Origin of the sequence: Marinagarivorans algicola, from assembly GCF_001292705.1 — a bacterium.
Taxonomy (GTDB): Bacteria; Pseudomonadota; Gammaproteobacteria; order Pseudomonadales; family Cellvibrionaceae; genus Marinagarivorans; species Marinagarivorans algicola.
In genome coordinates this window covers 221948-248050 of sequence record NZ_LGAK01000001.1, presented here as the reverse complement: position 1 = coordinate 248050, position 26103 = coordinate 221948, and the positions used below count along the sequence as shown (strand labels likewise).

19 protein-coding genes are annotated in these 26103 nt (G+C 46.8%); 9 read left to right on the top strand and 10 right to left on the bottom strand.

Going from position 1 to position 26103, the window contains the following annotated elements; all coding sequences use genetic code 11:
• Position 1 precedes the first annotated feature (1 nt).
• Together ppnN and AC438_RS01035 are read right to left on the bottom strand one after the other, a co-directional pair.
• Entirely contained in the window at positions 2–1363 is a 1362-nt protein-coding gene (ppnN, locus tag AC438_RS01040) for a nucleotide 5'-monophosphate nucleosidase PpnN (protein WP_053979413.1), read from the bottom strand.
• Positions 1364–1479: 116 nt separating this feature from the next.
• Positions 1480–4059 (bottom strand): efflux RND transporter permease subunit, encoded by a 2580-nt coding sequence (locus AC438_RS01035; RefSeq protein ID WP_053979412.1) that lies wholly within the window; start codon positions 4057–4059, stop codon positions 1480–1482.
• Positions 4060–4286: 227 nt separating this feature from the next.
• Here AC438_RS01035 and AC438_RS01030 point away from each other — a divergent pair, with 227 nt between their 5' ends.
• A complete protein-coding gene (locus tag AC438_RS01030) occupies positions 4287–5111 on the top strand; it encodes an FHA domain-containing protein (protein ID WP_053979411.1) in 825 nt (274 codons plus the stop codon).
• A gap of 61 nt (positions 5112–5172) precedes the next feature.
• Here AC438_RS01030 and AC438_RS01025 read toward each other — a convergent pair whose 3' ends face one another.
• From AC438_RS01025 to nudE, 4 genes are all read right to left on the bottom strand, one after another.
• Positions 5173–6141, bottom strand: a complete 969-nt coding sequence (locus AC438_RS01025) for a general secretion pathway protein GspB (RefSeq protein ID WP_053979410.1) — start codon at positions 6139–6141, stop codon at positions 5173–5175.
• A gap of 3 nt (positions 6142–6144) precedes the next feature.
• Entirely contained in the window at positions 6145–7806 is a 1662-nt protein-coding gene (locus AC438_RS01020) for an ExeA family protein (protein ID WP_053979409.1), read from the bottom strand.
• Between the two features lie 263 nt (positions 7807–8069).
• A complete protein-coding gene (locus tag AC438_RS01015; RefSeq protein ID WP_238376291.1) occupies positions 8070–8300 on the bottom strand; it encodes a hypothetical protein in 231 nt (76 codons plus the stop codon).
• 330 nt (positions 8301–8630) lie between these two features.
• Positions 8631–9182 (bottom strand): ADP compounds hydrolase NudE, encoded by a 552-nt coding sequence (nudE, locus tag AC438_RS01010; protein ID WP_053979408.1) that lies wholly within the window; start codon positions 9180–9182, stop codon positions 8631–8633.
• 65 nt (positions 9183–9247) lie between these two features.
• Here nudE and yrfG point away from each other — a divergent pair, with 65 nt between their 5' ends.
• From yrfG to ubiG, 5 genes are all read left to right on the top strand, one after another.
• A complete protein-coding gene (gene yrfG, locus AC438_RS01005; RefSeq protein ID WP_053979407.1) occupies positions 9248–9949 on the top strand; it encodes a GMP/IMP nucleotidase in 702 nt (233 codons plus the stop codon).
• Between the two features lie 107 nt (positions 9950–10056).
• A complete protein-coding gene (locus tag AC438_RS01000) occupies positions 10057–10464 on the top strand; it encodes an RNA-binding S4 domain-containing protein (protein WP_053979406.1) in 408 nt (135 codons plus the stop codon).
• Between the two features lie 78 nt (positions 10465–10542).
• Positions 10543–11505 carry an Hsp33 family molecular chaperone HslO gene (hslO, locus tag AC438_RS00995; protein ID WP_162230670.1) on the top strand — a complete coding sequence of 321 codons (963 nt, stop codon included), beginning with the start codon at positions 10543–10545 and terminating at the stop codon, positions 11503–11505.
• Between the two features lie 154 nt (positions 11506–11659).
• A complete protein-coding gene (locus AC438_RS00990; RefSeq protein ID WP_053979404.1) occupies positions 11660–12988 on the top strand; it encodes a TRZ/ATZ family hydrolase in 1329 nt (442 codons plus the stop codon).
• A 70-nt stretch (positions 12989–13058) separates the two neighbouring features.
• The gene (gene ubiG / locus AC438_RS00985) at positions 13059–13802 is read left to right on the top strand and encodes a bifunctional 2-polyprenyl-6-hydroxyphenol methylase/3-demethylubiquinol 3-O-methyltransferase UbiG (RefSeq protein ID WP_238376290.1); all 744 of its coding nucleotides are present in this window, start codon (positions 13059–13061) and stop codon (positions 13800–13802) included.
• 297 nt (positions 13803–14099) lie between these two features.
• Here ubiG and AC438_RS00980 read toward each other — a convergent pair whose 3' ends face one another.
• The 4 genes from AC438_RS00980 to cysK all read right to left on the bottom strand — a co-directional run bounded on the left by AC438_RS00980 (position 14100) and on the right by cysK (position 17137).
• Positions 14100–14465, bottom strand: a complete 366-nt coding sequence (locus AC438_RS00980; RefSeq protein ID WP_053979402.1) for a response regulator — start codon at positions 14463–14465, stop codon at positions 14100–14102.
• A gap of 155 nt (positions 14466–14620) precedes the next feature.
• Positions 14621–15205 carry a hypothetical protein gene (locus AC438_RS00975; protein WP_053979401.1) on the bottom strand — a complete coding sequence of 195 codons (585 nt, stop codon included), beginning with the start codon at positions 15203–15205 and terminating at the stop codon, positions 14621–14623.
• 63 nt (positions 15206–15268) lie between these two features.
• Positions 15269–16012, bottom strand: coding sequence for a methyl-accepting chemotaxis protein (locus tag AC438_RS17295; protein WP_156312471.1), 744 nt, complete (start codon positions 16010–16012; stop codon positions 15269–15271).
• 207 nt (positions 16013–16219) lie between these two features.
• Positions 16220–17137 carry a cysteine synthase A gene (gene cysK / locus AC438_RS00965; RefSeq protein WP_053979399.1) on the bottom strand — a complete coding sequence of 306 codons (918 nt, stop codon included), beginning with the start codon at positions 17135–17137 and terminating at the stop codon, positions 16220–16222.
• A 1021-nt stretch (positions 17138–18158) separates the two neighbouring features.
• Here cysK and AC438_RS00960 point away from each other — a divergent pair.
• The 3 genes from AC438_RS00960 to metH all read left to right on the top strand — a co-directional run bounded on the left by AC438_RS00960 (position 18159) and on the right by metH (position 26060).
• A complete protein-coding gene (locus tag AC438_RS00960) occupies positions 18159–20267 on the top strand; it encodes a carboxy terminal-processing peptidase (protein WP_053979398.1) in 2109 nt (702 codons plus the stop codon).
• Positions 20268–20735: 468 nt separating this feature from the next.
• Positions 20736–21563, top strand: coding sequence for a heavy metal-binding domain-containing protein (locus tag AC438_RS00955; protein WP_162230669.1), 828 nt, complete (start codon positions 20736–20738; stop codon positions 21561–21563).
• 813 nt (positions 21564–22376) lie between these two features.
• Complete coding sequence (gene metH / locus AC438_RS00950) at positions 22377–26060, top strand: methionine synthase (protein WP_053979396.1); 3684 nt, start codon at positions 22377–22379, stop codon at positions 26058–26060.
• Positions 26061–26103 lie beyond the last annotated feature (43 nt).

Here is a 26103-nt window from a genome sequence, read left to right as displayed (position 1 = left end):
TTTAACGAACTATGGTGTAACACGGGATATATTCTTGGGTGGGTATTTTCATACGCTGCTGCACTACAAACGCTTTAAGTAAGGCATCAAGTGGCTCGATAATACTGAGCTCGCCACGAATAGGGTATGGCCCATGCTCAGCCACCGCTTTGATGCCCTCGGCTTTAACATTACCATCTACAATACCTGAAAAAGCTTTACGTAAATTAGCGGCAAGCGTATGTACCGGCTGATTTTTAGCGAGATTTAAGCCGCTCATTGATTCATGTGTAGGCTTAAAGGGCTTTTGTAAATCTTCTTCTATATACAATAACCAATTAAAATAATAAGCATCTTGCTTTAGACGCCTAAAAGCTTGCACCTCTTTGAGAGCATCGCGCTGGACACGTGCCACTGCGGCGGGGTCATCAATAATGATTGTGTATAGCGCCTGCGCCTGCGGCCCTAGGGTTTTGCCAATAAAATCATCAATTTGCTCAAAATACCCCGCCGCTTCTTTAGGGCCGGTAAATATTAATGGAAAAGGAATGTCCTTATTTTTAGGGTGTAGCAGAATGCCTAAAATATAGAGAATTTCTTCGGCTGTACCGGCACCTCCTGGAAACACCACAATGCCGTGGCCCGTGCGTACAAAAGCTTCTAGGCGCTTTTCAATATCGGGTAAGATGATCAAATTATTAACAATCGGGTTAGGCGACTCGGCGGCAATAATACCCGGCTCGGTAATCCCCAAATAGCGCCCTTTGATGCGCTGCTTAGTATGCGCAATCGCCGCACCCTTCATGGGGCCTTTCATCGCACCTGGCCCGCAGCCGGTACAAATATCTAAACCACGCAACCCCAACTCATAACCCACTTGTTTGGTGTATTGGTATTCAATCTCACCAATCGAATGCCCCCCCCAACATACCGTCAAATTGCATTGATCATTGCCTTTAAAGGCTGCAGCATTACGTAAAATATGGAAGACCGCATTTGTAATATCTTCTTGCTTCTCCATGTTCAGTGCACAATTAGCATTGAGCTCATTATTAATATAAACCAAGTCGCGCAAGGCGGCAAAAACATGCTCCTTAATACCCACCACCATTTCGCCATCTACAAAGGCATTGGCTGGAGCATTAGTAATTTCGAGCTTAATGCCGCGCTCTTGTTGAATTAATTCAACAGCAAAGTCTTTGTTCGCATCAAGAACTTCTTGCGTACTATCAACTTCGCTACCCGTGTTGAGTACGGCTAAAGCACAGCGTCTAAACGTATCGTACATATGCGTACTACTTGTTTGCGCTAAACGCTCGACCTCCCATTGCGAAAGAACATCTAAAGTGGCATCGGGCGTAATACGTGTTGTGATTTTTTTCATAATGATTTCCTGTACTGCCTCTATAAGGTGTAGCCGCCTAATAATAGGCCATCGCTCAACTGAGTACCGCACTTGAGCCCAGCTATTGACCAAGCTCAAGCCAAGCGGGAGTGTATTTACTGAGCGTTTACCTTAAAAGGTTTGGCGAGCAAGATAAGCTGCGGCAATAAAAATAACGCCCCCGAAAGTGCGGCAAGCATGGCTAGACCAGTCAATAAACCAAAGTAAATAGTGGGTATAAATTGCGATAGCACCATAATGGAAAAACCGAAAATAATAATCACAGAGGTGTAGTACATGGCTCGCCCAATAGAGCTATGTGCACGATGCATCGCCTGCATATAGTCGCCATCTATAGCTAACTCGGTTTTAAAGCGATGGATATAATGAATGGTATCGTCGACACCAATACCCACAGTAATTGCAGCAATGGTGATGGTCATCATATCTAGCGGAATACCCACCAAACCCATTCCCCCTAAAATGGCACTCGCCGCTAAAATATTGGGCACCAGTGCCACCAACGCAATCGTCAAACTCCTAAACAACAGCAAAAACATAAAACCAATACCTAAAAATACCGCGCCCATAGTGACAATTTGTGAGCTAAATAGGCTTTGTAACATGTTGTTATACAAAATGAGCAGCCCACTAAAACGTACATGATCGATATCTACGCCGTCCATCGCCGCTAAATCAGAGCGAATACGCTCGACCAACTTTGCACGCTGCAAACCTGGGTAAGTATCGATAATACGCATAGTAATACGCGCTTGATCATTATTGGCATCTAAATAAGGGGCCACCAACACTTGACTGACATCATCGGTCAGTGCTTGCTCCATCAAGGCCAGTTCAAAGTTGTTCAAGCTCCCGTTAATATCTTTACCGACTTTATATAACGTTGCTAACGACTGCACCTTACCCACTTCTGGCAAAGCATCAAGATAATCGGTAATTTGCTCAATCAGTTGCAAGCCTGCTACAGTCATCCAAATACTGGCCTGCTGAGGCGTTTGCTCATTAAACGGATCAGCATCACCAAAAGGATCCTCTTCTGTAGCAGCCGGCTGCGCAAAAGGATCTACGCCACCAAATTCATCAATATCATCGCCATCGGCATTCATGGCAGCAGAACCTTCATCGGAGGCTGCTGACGCCATCAGTAATGCCGTCGCCGCCTCGGGTGCCAATATAATATCAAACGATGTTGTACCGCCGAGCTTTTGGTCGATCAGTGATAAACCTTTGTGAATTTCGGTTTCATCATGAAAATAATCTACAAAGCGGTTCTCTACTTGCAGACGACTAATTCCCCAGATACTTACAGCCAATACCACAATAGATATCACTAAGATCCCACGACCTAAACGCTCCACCGCTACAGCACAATAAGCGGTAAAGGGTTTACCTTGCTGAGCGGGCGAGGTCGGCTTGACGGTTTCACGCGGCAAGAGCACCAATGCAGCAGGCAACAAAACAAAAGCTAATACTACAGCCAGTATCAGGCCTATTGTCATCATCCAGCCAAAATCCATAACTGGGCGAATGTCACTAACGACTAAAGAAACAAAAGCCACAATTGTTGTTAACGCCGTATACAAGCACGGTTTAATCATATATTGACATGTTGCCAGCACAAGTTGCTGCTGTGTCCAATTGGGCTGCTCTTCGGCATATTCACGATAGCGCACGACCAAGTGAATAATAATCGCTAACGCAATAATCAACAGTAACGCCACAAAATTAGACGATATCACGGTGAGGTGCCAATCGGCCCAAGAGATAATCCCTAAGGTCATTGTTACCGCACTCACGCAAGTCACTAACGGAATAACCACAAACTTTATCGAGCGAAAAATAAACGCCAAGATAAACACCATAAACAGTAAAGCCGCACTCCCGAACACAACCAAATCCTTACGGATAAAGGTAATCATATCGGCTGTAATCATGGTGATACCGCCAACGTAAATCTGTGCATCAGATTTATACTGGCCGACTACCTCGCGCACCGCTTGCACGCGCGCGCGCGCGGCCGCCTCGGCTTTAGTTTTATGTACCGCAAACTCGGCGCTCACCGCTTTAAGCGCAGCGGCCTCTTGTGCATTTAAGCCTTGTTTTTTTTGTTTTAATCGCAAGTCATCACGCGCACTCACCAACCGGATATATTCAAGGTCGACGGCTAAATTCAGTTGCAATGCTGTTGTATTACCATCGGGGCTTAAAATTAACTTGCGATAAATAGGGCTCTCTAAAAACTCCGCTTTCGCCAGCGCACGATCTACCCCAGGGTCTAATAAATTGCGCGGTTCTTTGGCCATATCACGCAAACTGAGTTTTGGACTGTACAGCAAGGGAACATTTAAGATGCTATTAATACCTGTCACACCCTCTATATTAGCGAGCTCTTTGTGCAGCTCATTGAGTGTGTTAAGTGCAGCATCTTCAAACAAAGGCGTGTTGGGAGAGTAAGTCACCACCAAAAAATCACCGCTATCGTATTGTTTACTCACTTCACGAAAGTAATCTAAATCCGCATCACGCTCTAATGTCAAAGAGTCAGAGGACGCATCGAGACGTAATTTTGGGAGCCCTGCAACCGCAACGGCTAAGGCGAGTACAATAAGTAATAATATGGCCTTGGGGTATTTGACGACAAAATTTAACCATTTAGCGGCCGCTTGGTCGATCATAATCTTCCTCTATACTTAACAATAAAAAAACCGAATAGAACCCGTGTTAGACACAGGCCGCATCAATGGCGTACTGGCGCTGCACACACTACAATGAGTACCATAATTACACCACACATTAAAACAGCCACGTATTCTACCGCTAATGACACGCTTTAGCAGTGCTTGACCTCTTTATATTTACAGCTGTGACCCTGTATACTCTTCGCGTTAAACAAGGGGTGAGAATGCTCAAACTACAATTTAATGATGATCGACAAGACCCCGTATGGATGGTCGAAAAAAACTTCACCATTGGGAGCGGCGACGATAACAGTTTGGTGATTGATGATGCCTCGGTGAGTCCGCAGCACGCCAAAATCACCTGCACCCGTCAAACCTACGTACTGAAAGACTTAGGTAGCGCTGCCGGTACGCGAGTCAATAACCAGGCGGTCAACCAACATGCCGTTGCCTGTCGCGACACTTTAAAGTTTGGCGATGTTGAGCTCACTATTGTAGACCCCGCCACCGAGCAGCGCGATTATGAATGGTCTTTAATTGCCAGCTCCAGCTTTTTAACTGGCCAAGAGTTTCCCCTTCGCAGCCAAAATAATCACGGTATTACCATAGGCCGCGGCAAGCATTGCGATATTGCCTTTCCCGGCACTCACCTGTCAAAAGAGCATGCACGCTTCACCCCTACCCCCAAAGGGCTACACGTGAAAGACCTAAGCTCAGAAAATGGGGTCTTTGTAAATGATAAGCGCGTCCCCCAAGCTCTGCTACGCGCCGGCGATAAAGTGCGCTTAGATGTGTACAGCTTTCGGGTATTTGGACCCGGCATTGATACACCGCGCTCAGCGATTACTCTAATGCGCGAGACCGAGAAAGCCTCCAACTCAGACGACGAGCCCACCGAAGTTCCCAAACAATGGGTCACTCGCCCAACCTCACCCGGCAACCGCTCAGAGTCACGAGCTAACGCAAACAGTCCACCCCCAATGGTATATCTATTTAGCTTTATTATGGTGGGGTTACTGCTTGGTCTATCGGCCTATTTATTTTTGTAACTGCACGCTGCTTTTGTAACTGCATACTGTTTTTGTAACTGCACACAATGCGCTAACGGTATTAATTCATTTGAATCCAACTGCTTAGCGCTTTTAATCTAAAGGGCTTTTGCAGGTAACTCAGTACCAGATATTCTTCTGCAATTGCATCGATGACTAGATCTTGTGCCAAACGATCACCTACGCGATAGGTTTTACCGTTCAAAATAACGGCGCCACCTTTAGGGCTAAAAATATGATTGTCATATGCCAGGGTCGGTATGCGAGCTTTAAAACTCTCGGGCAACTGATGAAGGTATGGAATACTACGGTAGGGATCTGAGGGCACAGCCGCAGAACGCGCACCCGATATTTCTTGCTGAGTGGCCTCCCACAGGGCCTGTAATTGCGAAGAGGCAGCTGACGCGCGCGAATCCTTTGAGATCTCGGTGGAGCCCTGCGCTGTAGGCTTTTCGGTGTATAAATCGGTCGCTACATCGGGCTCACGCGCACTATTAGCGCGTGAACGCTGTGCAGCTTGATCACCCACACGCTGATAAATAGAAGCGACTTTTTGCGAAAGCACGGGGTCTTGCTCTATGACTGTTTGCGCGGCGTCGGCATTAAGGCCCGCCTGCGATGACTGACGATATTGAGCGTCCGCATTATGCGCTGAGGGGCTTTGAACTGCCATATTATGAGCCCCAGCACCTTTGCTGTGAGTCTCTAAGCGCTTCTCGGTCTGCTGCGGCTCAGCAGGCTGGGCTTGGGCAGCCTCGCGTTTAGAAAAGTCAGAGGCCTCAGCTGCAGCAGATATAGCAGACACTTGCGCGCTAGGTCTCGGCATCGTCCAGTCACCGCCTTTAAAAACTAACAACATTAACGCCAATACCACTAACACCAGCAGCCCAACGACCGCATAAATTGCCCATACAGGCACACCCGAGACATGCGCCTTGGGCTCGCTATGGTAGCTCCCTAAGTGAGGAACAGGAGCTTTGTGTTCGCGCTGACGATCAGCTTTATTTAAAGCATCAAGAATGAGCGACATAAATCACGGCTCCAAAAGGGCATCGGGTGCCAGCTGCGGTGTTATGTGGGTAAGGGATAGTTCACGGCCTAACGCCTCGCTTAAACGCAGCAGCGTTTGTAATCCTGCCAAGCCATCAGGCTCAAGGCGATAACTCTGCTGAAACAATTTAACACGTTGCTCCAGCGCACTATTAAAAGTGCCTTGTGCCAAGGGTGTTTCCTGCTGATCTAAGGCGGCAAATTGCTCCGCCAGCCAGTCCACAATAGGCCCCGACGAGCCAACCCCAATCGCCTTTTCAAAAGCCACTGGTTTTTGCCATAAAATCGTATACTCACCTGTCCACAGCGTTCCTAGTTTATCTAAATTCACCGCGATACGCTGCCCATCGACTAAGGCCGTCGCAGTATCGCCTTGCATGTCAATTAATGTGACATAAGCGGCGTGGCGCGATGATGTATTCAGCGTTAAAACAGCCGGCCTATTGGTGATTAAAAAATCTTGCCAAGTACTCGCTTCAAGCATTTCACAATAAAACCCTTTTTTAATGGCCAACCAGCAAGGATACACCGCGGTATCGTCAGTCACACCCAAATGCTGCAGCAGCGCGGTCAGTGCGGTATCTTTATTACGCACCCAAGCGTCGGGAACTGGCACCTCGTCAGCCGGTGTATCTGCATCAACGGGTACCGCCTCGTCAGTAATAATGGTCCCTGTTGCTGCTGGTGGCAACGTAGCAGGCGGCTGCGCAACGGGCTCGCGGTTAAGCAATAACCAGATCAGTGTTGAGGCAATTAAAGACACCAATACAGCTGAACCACCGTAAATTAACGGTGATGAAATCATGTGTTTGCGCTTAAAAGCTCGCTCACGCGGATCCCCCAACACCTCTTCGGTTGCTTGCTTACAAATAGCGCCGTCAACCTGAGTTGACTCTTGGGTATAAGCACCCAAGAGCATGCGATCGCACATAATATTAATCAACCTGGGAATACCGCCACTAATAGCGTGTACTTTTTTAACCACATTCACCGGAAACGGATCGCGTCCGGGCGGCATACCCGCTACCGTTAATCGGTGGCGAATATAGGCGCGTGTCTCATCAACGGTTAAAGGCCGCAAATGATAGCGTGCGGTAATCCGCTGACTTAACTGGCGCAAGGCCGGTTTCGCCAAAAGCTCGTTAAGCTCAGGCTGACCGACCAAAATAATTTGAAGCATTTTTTGCGTATTGCTTTCTAGGTTGGTCAACAGGCGTATTTGCTCAAGCGTAGCAATGCGCAAGAGTTGCGCCTCATCAATCAAGACAATACTGTTGCGACCATCACTGTGGTTTTGCAGCAAAAAAGCGTAGAGCTTATCAGTCAGAATTTTAATACTGGTTTCATCAACGTCATAGCTCACCCCAAACTCATCACAAATGCTGCACATTAAATCGCGCGCACTGGCAGCGGGATTCATAATCATTGCAACATCGGCATTAGCGGGTAATTGCTCGAGCAAACAGCGGATGGTGGTGGTTTTACCCGTGCCAACCTCGCCTGTCAACATCACAAAGCCGCCACTGTTGACGCCATACAATAAATGCGCCAGCGCCTCACGATGCTGAGCACTCATGTACATGTAGCGCGGGTTCACCGCAATAGAAAACGCTTGTTCTTCGATACCAAAATAACTGTGGTACATAAACTAGATCATTCACCCTGAATAGTCGAAAGAGATAACTAGCCAACAAAGTGGTCACGACACATAACAGCCCAATTACGACTCGCAACCCGACTATGCCACCCCACTAATTTGCTAAAGCATAAAAATTTTGGCGATGATAGCGTGATTACTCGGCAATAGGCAAAAAACCAAGCATTAATGATGTAATAAGCAAATTTTAGCCACAAAAAAAGCGTATTTTAAGGGGGTGATGCCATTGCGTGTCTTTTTATACACAGGTGCTACTCATCCCAGCTAAGTGTTTCAAGGATGCGCTGGCGGCTTAAAAGCATCTCTTCGTAGGTTTCGATTGTTGTGTAATCAATCACATCATTGCGCGTCTTCAGGCGAAACAACTGACCCTCTAAAGACGCAATTTCACGCGTCAATTGCAATTTCAGCAATCGAGTATCGTTGAGATCGGCGCCGAGCGCACCTAATATGCCTGTCGTTGTATTTGATAAATAACGCATTGATTTTAAGCCCTTTACACAGATGGAGGGTGGGTGACCGTGGCCTTGCCAGCATATTGGTACAAGATAACCACCAAAAGATCGCCCCTATCAATAACCGAGCACCAAGCAATAACCGAGCACCAAGACCAAGATAAACAATCATAGCGAATAATACCGACACAAAGCAGCAAAAATACGGAGCGATAACGAGAAGCGTGCCAATATTTTTAGCACACTCACAGTGCGCAAAACGCTGCTTAACACCGCCAATAATTTGGCAGCGACATGATGCCCATTGACTCACAGCAGGCCAGCGATTGCGGCACGTATACATCGTTCATGACTGTACTACCGGGCTTCTAAGTACGCTTTCGCTAAAAATAAGGCGGCAATTGAGCGCGCCTCGGTCATATCGTCTTTGGCGATTAAGGCATTAAGGTCCGACAGTGGATAATGCTCAACGTCCATAGGCTCGGGCTCATCGCCTTCTAGCCAACTCGGCGTTAACTGCTCAGCCAATACAATTTGCGTGCTGTGCTGCATATAGCTTGGCGACTGGCTCATACACTTGAGCGGTGTTAATTGGGCCGCCATAAAACCAGCCTCCTCTTGTAGCTCGCGGTTGGCCGCTTGCTCAAAACTCTCTCCGGCATCAACCTTCCCTTTTGGTAACGCCAGCTCATAGCGATCAAGGCCTGCGCCATATTCACGCACCAAAACAACTTCAAGTCCATTAGCCCCTTCTATAATGGGTACAATAATCACCGCCGCATGCTGACCCAGCAACCGCTCGTAATCTCGCACAACACCATTGCTAAATTGCAACTGCACAGCTTCTACTTTAAATAAACGGCTGTGACAGACCGCTTCGCGCTTTAATATTTTGGGGGGGGTAGGCATACTAGTAGCTCCGTTTTATGACGTATTGCACGCTGACTTCCGCGCTAAAAGAATATTGAGCCATTATGACTGAGCCACAAGATACCCAACAAGTACAAACTGACACTAAAAGCCCTATTGATTGGCCAGCGATTGACACCGTATTACTGGATATGGACGGTACACTACTGGATTTACACTTTGATAACTATTTTTGGCTAGAGCATCTGCCTACGCGCTACGCTGAGCACCATAAAATAGATGAGCAACAAGCGCGCGAAACACTGCACCAACACATTCAAGCCTATGAAGGCACGCTACAATGGTATTGCCTAGACCACTGGAGTGAACTGGTGCAAATGGACATCACGACACTCAAACGCGAAATCAGCCACAAAATCAAACAGCGTCCACACACTCAACGGTTTTTAGCCTTTTTAAAAAGCCAGCATAAAAAAGTCATCTTAGTCACCAATGCCCACCGCCGTGGCTTACAGCTTAAATTAGAGGTTACCGCCATAGATCAATGGCTAGACTTAGTCATTTCATCGCACGATTATCAACTTCCCAAAGAATCGCCGCAATTTTGGCAGCATCTACACCGTGCAGAGCACTTTGACCCTACTCGCACCTTGTTTATTGATGATACCCCCCGCATTGTAGGTAAAGCAGGCGAATTTGGCATTAAGCACTTGGTGTGTATTACTCACCCCGACTCACAAAAAGCCCCTCGCCCACCGTGCCAACAACACTGCCTTTATATTAAAGACTTTGATGAAATTATTTAAACCCACAAAACTCAGGCCAGCCATACATTATGAGCATGCGCGATACAACCAAAAAGCAGGCTCCCTCGTAATTCCGGCCAATAAATATATCATGACAGACAAACACCATGACCGATAATTCACTCTCTCGCGTACGCATTGATAAATGGCTTTGGGCTGCTCGCTTTTACAAAACTCGTAGCTTAGCTAAACAAGCTATAGACGGCGGCAAAGTACATCTCGATGGCGCTCGCGTCAAACCCAGCAAAGAGATACAGCTCAATATGCGGCTAAGTATCACCCAATCGCATATTCAAAAGCAGGTGCTCGTAACAGGGCTGTCAGAGCATAGACGTGGCGCACCCGAGGCCGCCTTACTGTATCAAGAAACCGCACAAAGCATTGCCAAGCGCGAAGCCATGGCCCTAGATCGCAAAGCCGCGGGCTTATCGGCTAGCCAGCACGAGAGCCGCCCCAATAAAAAACAGCGCCGGCAAATTCATCGCTTCATGAATATTCACCAAGACGATGGGTAATCATCGCTGACTCTATGCTGAAGAGCCTTGAAAAGGAACCCTCAAGAATAAAGCCCCTTACCCGTGATGAGCAATGCCATGCCGCCACCGAATACACCACTGACCGATATGACTAACCACATGACCGATACCAAACATACTAGCACCGACACCATCACGCGCTTCTACTTTGATGACTGCGATATGCGCGGCGAAATGATTACCCTCAATCAGAGCGTCGAAGAAGCCGTTGCCCATCAAGATCTCCCCAGCAGCGCGCAAGCCTTACTGGCACAATTTTTAAGCAGTGCAGCGTTACTAGCGGGTATTTTAAAATTTGAAGGGCTACTAACACTACAAATTCGCGGTGATGGCGACCTGCCTTTAATTATGGCCGAAGCCACCCACGAAAGGCATTTGCGCGGTATTGTACGCTTGCGCCAAGAGGCCGACGGCACAACAATTGACGGCAGCATGCTAGAGGGTAAAAACCTAAGAGAGCTAGTGGGCAACGGCGTGCTGACACTCACCATCGACCCCGAACAAGGTCAACGCTACCAGGGCATTGTACCTATAGAAGGCAAAAACATTGCTGAATGCTTAAGTTACTATTTTAGTCAATCCGAACAACTCGCCACCAAATTATGGCTATTTAGTGATGCAACTCATGCCGGCGGCTTCTTTTTGCAAGCACTACCTGCCAGTGCCGAGCAAGCCAAAACCGAACGCGCCACACAACAAGAGCAATGGCATACGCTTGAGGTACTTGCCGATACACTCACGGCGCAAGAAAGCCTAACACTTCCTCATCAAACCCAACTGACGCGCTTATTTCACGAATTCAAATTGCATATTAGCGGCAGTGTTCCCACCCTATTTCGTTGCAGTTGCTCACAAGAACGCAGTGAAAATGCTGTCGTTGCACTGGGTAAGGCTGATGCCTACGCCTTAATTGAAGAACAAACCGCCATTAACATTGATTGTCAATTTTGTGGTCAGTTTTACACGTTAAAACGCGAAGACTTGGACAAAATTTTTCCTGATGAGGACAAGCTTCACTAGTGATAAAACACTAAGAGCGAGCCGCATAGCTCGCTCAATACAGGCCGTGGCCTAGGGCCTGCCCCTGGTGAGACTCACATATCCGTTGTCACACTGGTGTGCAAGCCTCTAGCCTAAGTTCAACGCAATAAGCCATAAGCTAATAAGGTTAAGCATGCCAAGTCACCCCTTACCGCAAGCGGTCGAGCTGATGATTAGCCCCGCCAAAATACTGCCTGTAGGCTCCGATGCCCGCGTTTTTAACAACTGCAGTTTAATTGTCGATAAGGGTAAAATCATTGCGATTAGCCCTACCGCACAGGCGCATAAAACCTATACACCACAAGATCATATTATTCTCAGTGAGCATGTACTCATGCCTGGGCTCATTAATGCGCACGGCCATAGCGCTATGACGCTATTGCGCGGCTACGCCGATGACCTACCATTAACACAATGGCTACAGGAGTATATTTGGCCTGCCGAGAACCGCTGGGTGAATGAGCACTTTGTGCAGGACGGAACCGAATTAGCCATCGCTGAAATGCTCAAAAGCGGCACGACCTGTTACAGCGATATGTATTTTTACCCAGAAACCAGCGCACAGGTTGCCCACACTAGTGGTATACGCGCACAAATAACTTGCCCTATCTTAGACTTTCCAACACCCTGTGCTCGCACTCCAGATGAAGCCATCAACAAATGCCTTGCGCTGCATGATCGCTACCTCGATATTGAGCGTATTACCGTCGGTTTTGGACCCCATGCCCCCTATACTGTGAGTGACGAAATATTTGAGCGTATTGGCATACTCAGCGCCGAACGGCAAGCACCCATTCAGGTCCATTTACACGAAACCGCACAAGAAGTCAGCGAGGCGATACGAAACACCGGCGAACGACCTATCAGTCGCCTGCACAAATTAGGTGTCATCACGCCGCTCACCCAATGCGTACACATGACCACTCTTAATGATCACGACATAGAACGGCTTAGTCAGAGCGGCGCTAGCGTCATACATTGCCCCGAGTCCAACCTTAAGCTAGCCAGCGGCTTGTGTCCTACTCAGCAGCTACTTGATGCAGGCATTACGGTAGGCTTAGGCACCGACGGAGCCGCCAGCAATAATGATTTAGACCTATTTGGCGAACTGCACACCGCCGCACTAATAGGTAAACTATCGGCCAATAGCGCCTCGGCCATTAACGCCTACCAGGCTTTGCATATGGCTACGCTCGGCGGCGCCAAAGCGCTCGGTATAGGGCACTTAACAGGGAGTTTAGATATCGGTAAAGCCTGTGATGCTATTGCAATTAAACTCGATGACCTGAGCAGCTTACCGCTGTACAACCTCGCCTCGCAGCTGGTCTACACCCATCAAAGTCGACAAGTGAGTGATGTCTGGGTTGAGGGTAAACGACTACTGCAAGACGGGAAATTGTGTACACTCAACGAAGATAATATTAAACATAGAGCCAAAGCTTGGGCGACCAAAATCAGTTAACCGTTAGAAATTAAAAACAAAAAGGCCAAGACGCTCACCCTCTCAATACGACTAGATAACCATGGACCTTATGATGCCCAAATCTACACTGCACGAGCCGACCGATACCTCACACAATGTCGACCCGAGTGAAATCGCAAAATTTGAACGCGCCGCCAGTCGCTGGTGGGACGCTAACGGTGAATTTAAACCGCTCCACCAAATGAATCCCGTGCGCGCCAATTTTATTGACCGCTTAAGTCACGTAGCAGGCAAAAAGACACTCGATGTGGGTTGCGGTGGCGGCTTATTGAGCGAAGCACTCACCCATCGCGGCGCAGAAGTTACCGGGATTGATATGGGCAAGGCACCTTTAGAGGTTGCCCGCATGCATGCCGAGCAAAGCGGCCTAACGATTAATTATCATCAAACAACCGCCGAAGAGCATGCTCACAATAACGCCAATACTTACGACATCGTCTGCAGCTTAGAAATGCTGGAGCATGTACCCGATCCACAAAGTGTGATTAACGCCTGCGCCACTCTCGTGAAGCCCGGTGGCAGCGTCTTTTTTTCAACCCTTAACCGCACGCCCATGGCCTATTTAATTGCTGTATTGGGGGCAGAATATATTGCCAATTTATTGCCGCGCGGCACTCACGACTACACTAAATTTATCACCCCCGCCGAACTCAGTCATGCATGCCGACAAACAGGCCTATCGGTCAAAAAAATTACTGGCCTGAGCTACAACCCTTTGACGCAAAAATTTAAAGAAGCTGATACTGTCGCAATTAATTATATTATCCACGCTGTCAAACAGTCACCGCATTAGGCCATGTAAAACCAAAGGGAGCGGCAACTATTCAGTGCTATATAGTCACGTTTTTCAGCTTGGCTCGAAGGTTGGAAGGTTAGAAGGTTAGAAAGGGCTTAGCGCATCATGCTAAACCCTTTTGACTCAGTGCTTTATCCATCGTGCTTTATCGATAGCACTTTATCCATAGTACTCAGTTTGACTACAAGTACAACTTCATGTCATTAGCACGCTTAGCAGCTAGCGTTCACGCGCCAGCAGACCAAAGGCTTTTAGCGTAGCCGTATTAAAGACATATTTGCCTTTAGGCTTTTATTATTTGCCCAGTAACGATTTAATACCACCCAATGCCGCCTGGCCATTAAAAGGTTTAATAATCCAACCTTTAACGCCTGCCGCTTTACCGCGCTCTTTCATGCTCGGGTCGCTCTCTGTGGTTAACATAATAATAGGGAGCGCGGTGTTACCTGCAGCCCTCACTTTCTCACACATTGTCAAGCCATCCATACGCGGCATATTCACATCACAAATAACCAGTTTTAACCCACCATCAGCTTGAATTTTACCCAAGCCATCCTGCCCATCACAAGCAGTGTCAACATTAATGCCTTGCGAAGCCAAAAAACCACTAACTTCATTACGCACAGTTGCAGAATCATCGACCACTAAAACTTCAGCCATATTTTCGCCCTCCAAATAGGCAATTTCTCGTTGTATAAGACTTCTTTATAAAAAATTTTATAACACTTCTTTTTATCACACGCTGCTTTATAGCACTTCATAGTTAACATGCGTGTAAATACCCAAATCATAAAGCCATAGGCAAAAGAGTTCGCCTAAAAAAATTCTAGTTCACCTGTGCCTTCTTGCTCAGCAAAATGCGATTCATCCAATGCAAGCTCTAAATCACCCTTGCTATACACAAAGACACTACCCGCCATCAGCGTTTTATCCATCTGCTGAAAAACAACATGACCTTCACATTTCAAATCATCATTATGCATATCGGCAAGCGTTGTTCTTTCTGACAAAACACATGGCGTAGACATACCTAAGTGGTCAAAACTTTCATAACACAATCGCTTAGCTTCGCCGCACAATCGATTACCCATTTCTAAAAAATAAGCATCAAGCTCTTCACTGTGCTCGACTGATGAAGCTGGCACACCCTCTTCACTAATGGTCGACTTAATAATGCCGCGTATGGCTTGACTATCAGCATAATGCAATAAAAATGTAATTCTAAAATCAATACCTGCAATCGTTAACATGATGCGCGACATAACATGCTTGGATAAATCAGCATCATTCGCGGCCGATTCACTCAAGCTAGAAGCATCTAAAATATCACTTGCAGCCGATCGCAAAGAATGCGTCAATACTTTATTAAAACATTCTTGAGAGCGTAAAGAGTAAGCCATAAATTGTCCTTCATGGTATTTCGTTATGCTTGCTCAGCCACATTGCTGACGATATCACCAAGGCTAAAGCTGTATTTGATTCAAACGACTCGAGAAATTATTGATCGCTGTGAGGATCAATTGGCTACTGGCTTGAATATCTTGAAAAGTAGAAATCGTAATGACTTCGTTTTTAGATAAATGTGATTTATATTCATTATTTAAATTTTCCGACTTTACCGCCAACGAGCGCACCTCATCGGCAACCACCGCAAAACCTCGCCCATATTCGCCAGCGCAAGCAGCTTCAATACTCGCATTAAGCGCTAGAATAATCGTTTGTTTAACAATAGTACTAAAACCTTCATTTTGCGCTTGCATCATTTTATTATGGTCAATTAATGCCGTCAGCTCAGCATTCCATCGCTCAAAGGTTAATAGTAAATCTTTTAAACGCTCCATTTCTTTCACTAAGCCTTGCAGCACTACCTCATTATTACTTTGCTGACTGCTATAGTTATTCAATTCAATTTTAGCTTGAGCAAGCTCACTTTCTGCCTGTAAGCAACGTTCATTACAGTTTTCAAATTGTGTATTCAAGCTATTATACTGCTGGGTGAGCTGTTCAAAATCAGACTCACAAGAGGCAGGGGCTTGCAATTTAACGGCAGCGCTCAGCTCTGCCTGCATATCGCGTAAGCGTTGCTGGTCTTGCGCTAGTTCATCCTGCGCCACATCGAGACTTTTACGTAAATGAGCGTGGTTCACTGCCAAAAAAAGCGTTGTTATTAAAAACAGCAGCGCTAAACCAGCAAATAGATAAAGCATAAAAAAGGCCACCACATTTATATCGAATTACTCTGAGTGTAGTCCAATTTTTTAAATGCGTAGCCTTTCGATGACATCGACAATAAACAATAACATAACGGTACTTATCCCCCCTAAGGCAAGCTGACAAATCCCACAAAATGGGGGGGCGAAATAGGTACCGATTTTTTATATGCCATCGTTATATTCAACAGCGATACTCGGTCGCTAAGCGTCAAATAAGCCCTCCATCGACAAATAGCGCTCACCCGTATCGTAACTAAAGATTAAAACACGCGCGCCTGTAGGTATCTCGGAGAGCGTTTTCGCAACGGCCGCCAAGCTAGCACCTGACGAAATACCGACAAACAATCCCTCTTGGCGTGCAGCTCGAGTACACATTTCAAAGGCAGATTCTTCACTGACTTGCACCGTACCATCGAGTATCCCTTTATTTAAAATACTAGGAATAAACCCCGCACCAATACCCTGCAACTTGTGCGGCCCTTTTGCTCCACCACTAATGACTGGTGATTTTTCGGGCTCTACAGCAAGCACTTTCAAAGCCGGAAAAGCCGTTTTGAGCACCTCGGCACAACCGGTAATATGACCTCCAGTCCCTACGCCGGTAATCAAATAATCCAAACCCTCAGGGAAGTCTTTGAGTATTTCTTGAGCAGTTGTTGATTTGTGAACGGCCACATTGGCAGGGTTATCAAATTGCTGAGGCATCCACGCATGATCCGATTGCTCAACAAGCGCTTTTGCTTTTTCAATAGCGCCATCCATACCTTGCTCTTTGGGTGTTAATACCAACTTTGCCCCATAAGCTTTCATGATTTGGCGACGCTCAATCGACATAGACTCAGGCATAACCAGTGTAAGTGCATAACCCTTAACCGCTGCCACCATGGCCAATCCAATACCTGTATTACCTGATGTTGCCTCAATAATTTCGACGCCCGTCTTCAATATGCCATCGGCTTCAGCTTGCTCAATCATCGCCAGAGCAATGCGGTCTTTGATACTGGCGCCAGGGTTTGAGCGCTCAACCTTCATCCATACCTCGACTTTATCGCCAAACAAATGATTCACTCGCACATGCGGTGTGTTGCCGATGGTGTGTAAAATATTGTGAACTTTCATAACGAACCCTACCTTAAGTGAAGATATAAATACTAGGATTACCCCTTATTGTGCACGCTGACAATGAGCGCACGTATCGAGCAACCCTGCACTGTACAATTTAACCTACGCAAGCACAGTACTGCTAAAGCGCAGAGGAAAAACAGCACAAACATATCATCCATCGGCTGATAAGCGCTATGCTTTTAAGGACTGTGCTTTTAAGAGCTATGCTTTTGAACACAGGCTGTATGGAATACGATTGATGGAATAAACAAGGCTCATAATAACGTGCAAGTTTTACTCAGCGGATGAAGAGATTCGAACCAATGACTATATTAGCGGTCACAGGGCGCTCAACCAAAGCGCTAACGCGAGCGTATGTGGTCGTGAATTTTTGAGCTTTTTTCAGCTATAGTGCGATCTCGGGCACAGTACTGTATTAACATTAGTACCGCCTAAACGTTAGTATGGCCTTAGTTTTAGTACGATTTTAACTTTGCTCGATATTGCTTTATGAACATCAAATAGCACCTAAGGTAGCATTGAAGATAACACCGATACTCATGACTGCTACCGACAGCAATCACTGAGTAGTCACTAACTGAGTAGCCACTAACTAAGTAGTCACTAAGCAAGTAGCAATAACAGTAGGCACTGAGATACAAACAAACGGCTATTAAGAGGCAAATCAAAAGGTATAAGACACAAACATAAAATGACAACAGCCGCAAAGACACAGCGCGACGCAACAAGCAAAATAGCGTGAAATGCAGGTTTTTCTGATGTTTAACTTTGCTATATGTTTTTAACGTTATACAGTATGCCACTGGATGAAAGGTGTCACCATTGTGACATGAGCTGCAATAGGTATAGGCTATTTGGCAAGAATTCACCGGCTAAGTACGAGCAGGTTTAGTATCAATAGAACTAAGGTAGCTTTGAACAAGAACCATAGAAGAGCCAATAGCTCAGCAACACGCTCAAAGCGGCGAGACTATGAGCTAGTCATTGATGAGCGCACATAATTTAGGGGTTAATTTTGATTAAACAACTTTTCGTGACCGGATGCCTTCTAGGCTTAAGTATTCAAGCGCTGGCAATACCCACTACAGCGCCGACGATAGAACCCACCAAAATGCAATCGGTGACCACACGCAAACTAGTGGAAATGCTCAGCAGCAGACACTATCGCAACCTCGTTGTTGATGATGCGCTCTCTGAGGCTTTTTTAGATAAATATTTAAGCAGCCTAGACCCTGCTCGCATGTTTTTTTTAGCCGCCGATATCGCAGAATTCACCAAACATAAACACCAGTTTGATAACGACTTCAAAAGTGGTGATCTGGCCTATGGCTTTAGTATTTATGACCGATATCGCCAACGCTTAACAGGCCGCCTAGAAAGCGTTATTCGTATTTTAGAAGACAAAAAACACCTCTTTGATTTTACGAAAGACGAGATGGTTGAGCTCGATCGTGAAGAATCTCCTTGGCCCAAAACCCTTGCCGAAGCCGATGAGCTTTGGGATAAACGCCTGCGTTTAAGTATTCTTAATCAAAAGTTATCCGGTAAAGAGCCTGAGAAAGCCCGCGAGACACTACTCAAACGCTACCAAAACCAATTAAAGCGCATTGCACAACAAACAGGTGCCGATGTTTACGAGTCACTGATTAACTCGTTAACACTGCTGTATGACCCCCATACTAATTACTTTTCACCGCGCACCTCCGAAAATTTCAACATTAATATGTCCTTATCGCTCGAAGGTATTGGCGCTGTTTTACAATCTGAAGACGAACATACTAAGATTGTGCGCTTAGTCGCTGGCGGCCCAGCGCACAAACAAGGCCAACTGAAACCAGCCGATAAAATTGTGGGTGTTGGGCAAGGTGAAAAAGGCGAAATTACCGACGTTATTGGCTGGCGTTTAGACGAAGTGGTAGACAAAATACGCGGCAAAAAAGGCTCAATTGTACGCTTAGAAGTACTCGATGAAGATGACACTACCCGCGTTATCGCCATTAAACGCGACCAAGTGAAACTGGAAGACCAAGCCGCGCAAAAGGCCATTTTAGAAATAGACGACAATGGTGTTAAGCGCAAAGTAGGCGTGATTGATATTCCAGCCTTTTATATTGACTTTAAAGCCGCCCGCGCAGGAGACCCTAATTACCGCAGTACCACACGCGATGTTGCTCGATTAGTCACCGAACTGAAAAACGAAGGTGTTAACGGTATTGTGCTCGACTTGCGCAGCAACGGCGGCGGCTCTTTGCAAGAAGCCACACAGCTAACGGACTTATTCATTAACCAAGGTCCTGTGGTGCAAATTCGCAGCTCAGATGGCCGCGTTGCACGCGACCATCGCGCTTATTCGAGCGCACTGTATAGCGGCCCCATGGCCGTACTCATCAACCGCTTAAGTGCCTCGGCTTCGGAAATTTTTGCCGGTGCCATCCAAGACTATCAGCGCGGCTTAGTAGTAGGCACGCCGTCTTTTGGTAAAGGGACTGTGCAATTGCTAACACGTATGCCTGAAGGCGAGCTAAAACTCACCGAGTCCAAGTTTTACAGAGTCTCCGGCGAAAGCACACAGCATCGCGGTGTCGTACCCGACATTACCATGCCGGCCATTGTTAATCACGACGAGGTCGGCGAATCAGCCTACGAAAACGCCTTACCCTGGGATACCATTCATGCTGCTGCACACGCGCGTTATTTCGACTTCAGCAAAATAATGCCTACGCTAACCAAAAACCATGAAGCGCGGATTAAAGATAACCCCGACTTTATTTTTATTAAAGAGCAATTTGCGCTGAGCAGCAAAAACGCCGAGCGCACACATGTGTCACTCAATAAAAAGACACGTGAAGCCGAAAAAGCCGATATGGAAGCACAGGCACTTGCTATCGAAAACAAGCGTAGAATCGCTAAAAAAGAAAAGCCTTTTGCCAATATTCAAGCCTACAAGGACGATCAAGAAAACAAAGAAGAAGAGCGTAATGCCAACTATGGCAGTAAAGATAGCCAGATTGATATCAAAGACGATGCCATGCTGACTGAAACAGGGTATATTTTGGTCGACCTTGCCAATGCACTCAGCTCGGATATGGTCGCACTGCAAGCGCCCCTCCACAAAAAGCGCTAACTGCACTAAACAGCTTTGACTAATGCCCCCAAAAGCCCTCTCATCAAAAAGAGGGCTTTTTTTTATGCTTTTTTTAGCATCAAGCAGGCAATAAAAAAGCAGTGACACTGCCAATACAGGCATAAGCGTCAACCCCTCCAGTAGTCATGACTTAGGCGCATTTTTACTTGGCATAAAAAGCAACATTATCGTCTCTTATAACTAAATAATTAGTACATTTTAATCAACTACTCGTTTCAATTCTTGAGGATATAGTCAAAATAACCTAACATTTGCATACTTTTTGTACCGGACAACAGAATTATAATTATGCGATCACTATCGAAATCCTGCAAAAAATGTCACAAAAACATGAACGGCGGGCTTTACCGCGCCCCTCATATTTGCCCACATTGCCACTTTGAGCACCCCAGTAACAAAAAAACACCCAAAAGCTTGGCACAACAGAGCGCTATGGCACCCCAACCTATGCAGCCACGCACTGTTGCTGCTGAGGCTGTAGCGGTAACAGCACAATCCAGCGTTGCGACTCAACCTACACCGATACCCGCCAAGCAAACACATACTGAGCCGTTAAAGCCTGAAGAAGCACCGGCCGAACCTGTTAAACCTCAATCGGCAAGTCACAAGCCTGTTGTCGCTATATCAACAACATCAACATTAACAACAAGACCAATAACAACATCAACAACGGCATCAATACCAACAGCCGCACCCTCAACAAGCACTAAAGCCAATACAGCGCCTAAAGCTCGACCCAACCCATCATTGGCGAGTCACTTAGCCACGGCCAATTTAGCCACTGCAAGTCCCGTGACTGCCAGTACAATGACTGGCACGCCAAAATCTCACGCGCCAAAGGCTAAAGCACCCATTGCTGATATTACTCAGCCCAAACCGGCTAAAACCCAGCCCAAAAAGGTCGGTGCCGATATTACGTTAACAGCAAGCCCCTCTTACGAGCTTCATGCACTCAAATTATTTGAAGAGGTCTCTGCCACCTGTATTTTGAATATTGAGTTAACCGCTGATTTGTTTATCAAGGGCAAATTTGCAGGAGTCAAAAGCCCAAAAATTCAGGCAGCACTCAAACAGGGCAAAAAAGATACCCTAGGGCAACTGCGCAAAATCGCGCGAGACTTAGGCGCTAATGTTGTTGCTGATATTGAGATTAAAAACGCCATGAAAATGGTCGACCAAAATAACGCCAATATCACGGTTAATGCCAGCGGCACAGCGTTACTAGCCGATAACCCCATGGTAGATGACGCAACTACGATGACCGGCACACTCTAAGCCGGCACACTCTAAGATGACGATCACATTTTAAGAAGACGGCCACAGCGGGTTAGCTAACATAGCGATAGCTCGGTAGTTATGAGTAAACGCCCGTTTTTATCGTAGAAGTTTTTGGCGCCGAAGTAGACACGGCGCCTTTTTTTTGCCTAAAGATTTTGTCACTCAGCCATACTGACAACCCTCGATATAACAGGGTACTGACGGATTATTTTCTGGGTAGTTCATCACCGAGAGCACTAATATAGCGCCCGCTCCGCTTAGATGATGAAGGGCGACTTTACGATCGAGGTGCACAAAGTCGCCAATGGCTTGAGCCTCCCAGCCAATCAATCAGGAGTGCCCAATTCCGGCGCCTCTGAACAGTGACAAAATTTTACCCTAAAAAGTATTGCTCCAGCGCAATAAATATCGCTGCCAGTACATCGCTCAATACGCCGATGAGAACATCAGCACAGCCGCAGTCACATTAAAATTGTTGACAGGCATAAAGTTCCAGAGCGGTCGGCGATCAAACCTGATACAATCGAGCAAACAACAAACCTATATCAATATTTTTCAATATAGGTTTTTCGGCTTGAGTATACGCATCAGGTTTTGACTGAACTCAGACTAACTAAGTTCATTCGCTACCGCAGTGATTGAGCGCATACACACGCCGCTCGCCCAGCCTAATTAACAGCTGGGTTTGATATTGCTAACGCTGAGTTACTGCTCAAATATTAGCCGCTAAACTATGACCAACTCCATTATTAATCCGCAAACTATTAGCGACTAGACCATTAGCCACTCGCACTTAACTATAGGTACTCCATGTCTGCACACTCTGCCCGCTCAGCCCTTTTGCAACAAGCACTCAAAGACCGCATTCTGATTCTCGACGGTGCCATGGGTACAATGATTCAAGGCTACAAGCTGCAAGAGGCCGACTACCGCGGTGAACGCTTTGCTCACTATCATCAAGATATAGCAGGCAACAATGATCTACTCAGTATCACCCAGCCCCAAATTATCAAAGATATTCACCGCGCTTATTTTGATGTGGGTGTTGATATTGTCGAAACCAATACCTTTAACTCCACCCAAGTATCGCAAGCCGATTATGATATGGAGGCTATCGCCTATGAGCTTAACGTGCAAAGCGCGCGTATTGCTCGCGAAGTGGCCGACGAACTAACAGCACAAAACCCTGCAAAGCCACGCTTTGTCGCCGGTGTACTAGGCCCCACGAGCCGCACCTGCTCTATCTCGCCCGATGTTAACGATCCTGGTGCACGCAATGTGACCTTTGACATACTGGTGACCAATTACACCGAAGCCACTAAAGGCCTAATTGAAGGTGGTGCCGATATTATTCTTATCGAGACTATTTTTGATACGCTCAATGCCAAAGCGGCCATTTTTGCGGTACAGAGCGTATTTGATGAACTCGGTTTTGAAGTACCTATCATGATTTCGGGCACTATTACCGATGCCTCGGGCCGCACGCTATCCGGCCAAACCACTGAGGCCTTTTACAACGCCTTAGCACATGCCAACCCTCTGTCTATTGGCCTTAACTGCGCGCTCGGTGCGGCAGAATTGCGCCCTTACATACAAGAATTATCGCGCGTGGCCAACTGCTTAGTGTCAGCACACCCCAATGCCGGCTTGCCCAACGAATTTGGCGAATACGATCAAAGTCCCAACGAAATGGCTGGCATTGTGGCCGAATTTGCCCACAGCGGTTTTATTAACATTATTGGTGGCTGCTGCGGTAGCTCACCCGCTCACATTGCTGCCATCGCCAACGCCGTGGCATCTATACCCCCGCGCAAAATTCCCGATATAGAACCGGCCTGCCGCTTGTCCGGGCTCGAGCCTTTTAATATCACGCAGGATTCGCTCTTTGTAAACGTAGGCGAGCGCTGTAATGTCACAGGCTCTGCACGCTTTAAACGCCTTATTATCGACGAAGATTACACCACCGCACTCGAAGTTGCCCTTGCACAAGTTGAAGACGGCGCGCAAATTATTGATATTAATATGGATGAGGGCATGCTCGATGCGCAAGCCGCCATTGAGCGCTTTTTAAATTTAATTGCTGGCGAACCCGATATTTCACGCGTACCCATTATGGTTGACTCGTCAAAATGGGATGTCATCGAAGCGGGTCTTAAGTGTATTCAAGGCAAACCCATTGTAAACTCCATCAGCATGAAAGAAGGCGAAGCTGAGTTTTTAGCCAAGGCCAAATTATGCCGGCGCTACGGTGCCGCTATTATTGTGATGGCCTTTGATGAAGAAGGGCAAGCCGATACCGCCGCGCGCAAAATCGAAATTTGTCAGCGCAGTTACGATCTATTAGTCGGCAGTGGCTTTCCTGCTGAAGATATTATTTTTGACCCTAATATTTTTGCTGTTGCAACGGGTATTGAAGAGCACAATAACTACGCAGTCGATTTTATTGAAGCTTCGAGGTGGATACGCGCTAACCTGCCTTATGCCGGTATTTCGGGTGGGGTGAGTAATGTGTCCTTCTCATTTCGCGGTAATAACCCAGTGCGCGAAGCGATTCACTCTGTCTTTTTATACCATGCCATTAAAGCCGGCATGAATATGGGGATTGTGAATGCCGGCCAACTGGCCATTTATGATGACCTACCCACCGAGCTGCGCGATGCTGTCGAAGACGTTGTTAATAACCGCACCGATGCCGCTACCGAAAACATGCTCGATATTGCAGAAAAATACCGCGGCGACGGCAAGGCACAAAGCAAAAAAGAAGACCTTGCTTGGCGTGAAAAGCCTGTCAAAAAGCGCCTCGAATACGCACTGGTTAAAGGTATTACTGCCTTTATTATTGAAGACACTGAGTTGGCTCGCCAAGAATGCGCCCGCCCACTTGATGTGATCGAAGGGCCGCTCATGGATGGCATGAATGTCGTGGGTGATTTATTTGGCGAAGGAAAAATGTTTTTGCCTCAAGTGGTTAAATCAGCACGAGTAATGAAACAAGCCGTAGCCTACCTTAACCCTTTTATTGAAGCCGAAAAAAGCGAAGAAACCAAAGCCAACGGGAAAATCTTAATGGCCACGGTTAAAGGTGATGTGCACGATATTGGCAAAAATATTGTGGGTGTAGTTTTACAGTGTAATAACTACGAAATTGTAGACTTGGGTGTCATGGTGCCTTGCGAGAAAATACTCGATACCGCCATTCAAGAAGGCTGCGATATTATTGGCTTATCGGGCTTAATTACACCCTCGCTCGATGAAATGGTCTATGTGGGCCAAGAAATGGAAGCTCGGGGCATTAATTTACCCCTAATGATTGGCGGTGCTACCACCTCCAAAGCCCATACCGCCGTTAAAATAGACCCAAGCTTTAATATTAACCAAGCCGTTTATGTCGCCGACGCTTCACGTGCTGTGGGGGTGGCAACCGCCCTGCTATCTGACGAGCAGCGCCCGCAGTTTATTCAAGACATTAAAGACGAATATATCAAAATACGCGAGCGCACAGCCAACCGTCGCGCACGCCCCATGATTCCGTATGCAGATGCATGTGCACGCCGCTTTCAACCACAGTGGCAAGATTACATACCGCCTAAGCCTTCTTTTATTGGCACCAAAACGCTACTAAACTATCCCTTAGAAGAGCTCGTGCCTTATATTGACTGGACACCCTTTTTTATCAGCTGGGATTTAGCCGGTAAATACCCCCGCATATTAACCGATAATGTTGTCGGTGAAGCAGCTACACATTTATTTGAAGACGCACAAACCATACTCAAGCAACTGGTCGAACAAAAACAATTGCAAGCCAACGGTGTGCTAGGGTTTTGGCCTGCCAATAGTGTCGATCACGATGTACTGACCGTCAGTGACGAGGCGGGCACCGAAATATCGCGCTTATATCACCTGCGCCAACAACAAGACAAAAACGCACAAACCGATACATTGTACTCATTGGCCGATTTCATTGCGCCCAAGGACACCGGCTTACAAGACTATATTGGGGGCTTTGTGGTCACTGCAGGCATGGGCGCCGAAGAACTTGCCAAAGCCTATGAAGCAAAAGGCGATGACTACAGCGCCATTATGGTTAAAGCCTTGGCCGACCGCTTAGCCGAAGCCTTTGCCGAGCGTTTACATGAGCGAGTGCGCAAAGAATTTTGGGGCTATGCCAGTGATGAAGCGCTACCTAATGACAGCTTAATTAAAGAGCAGTATACGGGTATTCGCCCAGCACCCGGCTACCCAGCTTGCCCCGATCACACCGAAAAAACGCAATTATTTGAGCTATTAAACGCCACCGCCGAAACAGGCGTTAGCCTGACTGAGCACTTTGCGATGTTCCCTGCGGCGGCGGTAAGCGGTTGGTACTTTTCTCACCCAGAAGCCAAGTATTTTGGAATCGGCAAAATAGATCGCGATCAGCTCAATACCGTGGCAACACGTAAAGGCTGGGATCTTAAAACAGCCCAAAAATGGCTGCAACCGCTGCTCAATTAATTTGTCACGCATCAATTCGCACGGCCAGTACTATTTATTGGCT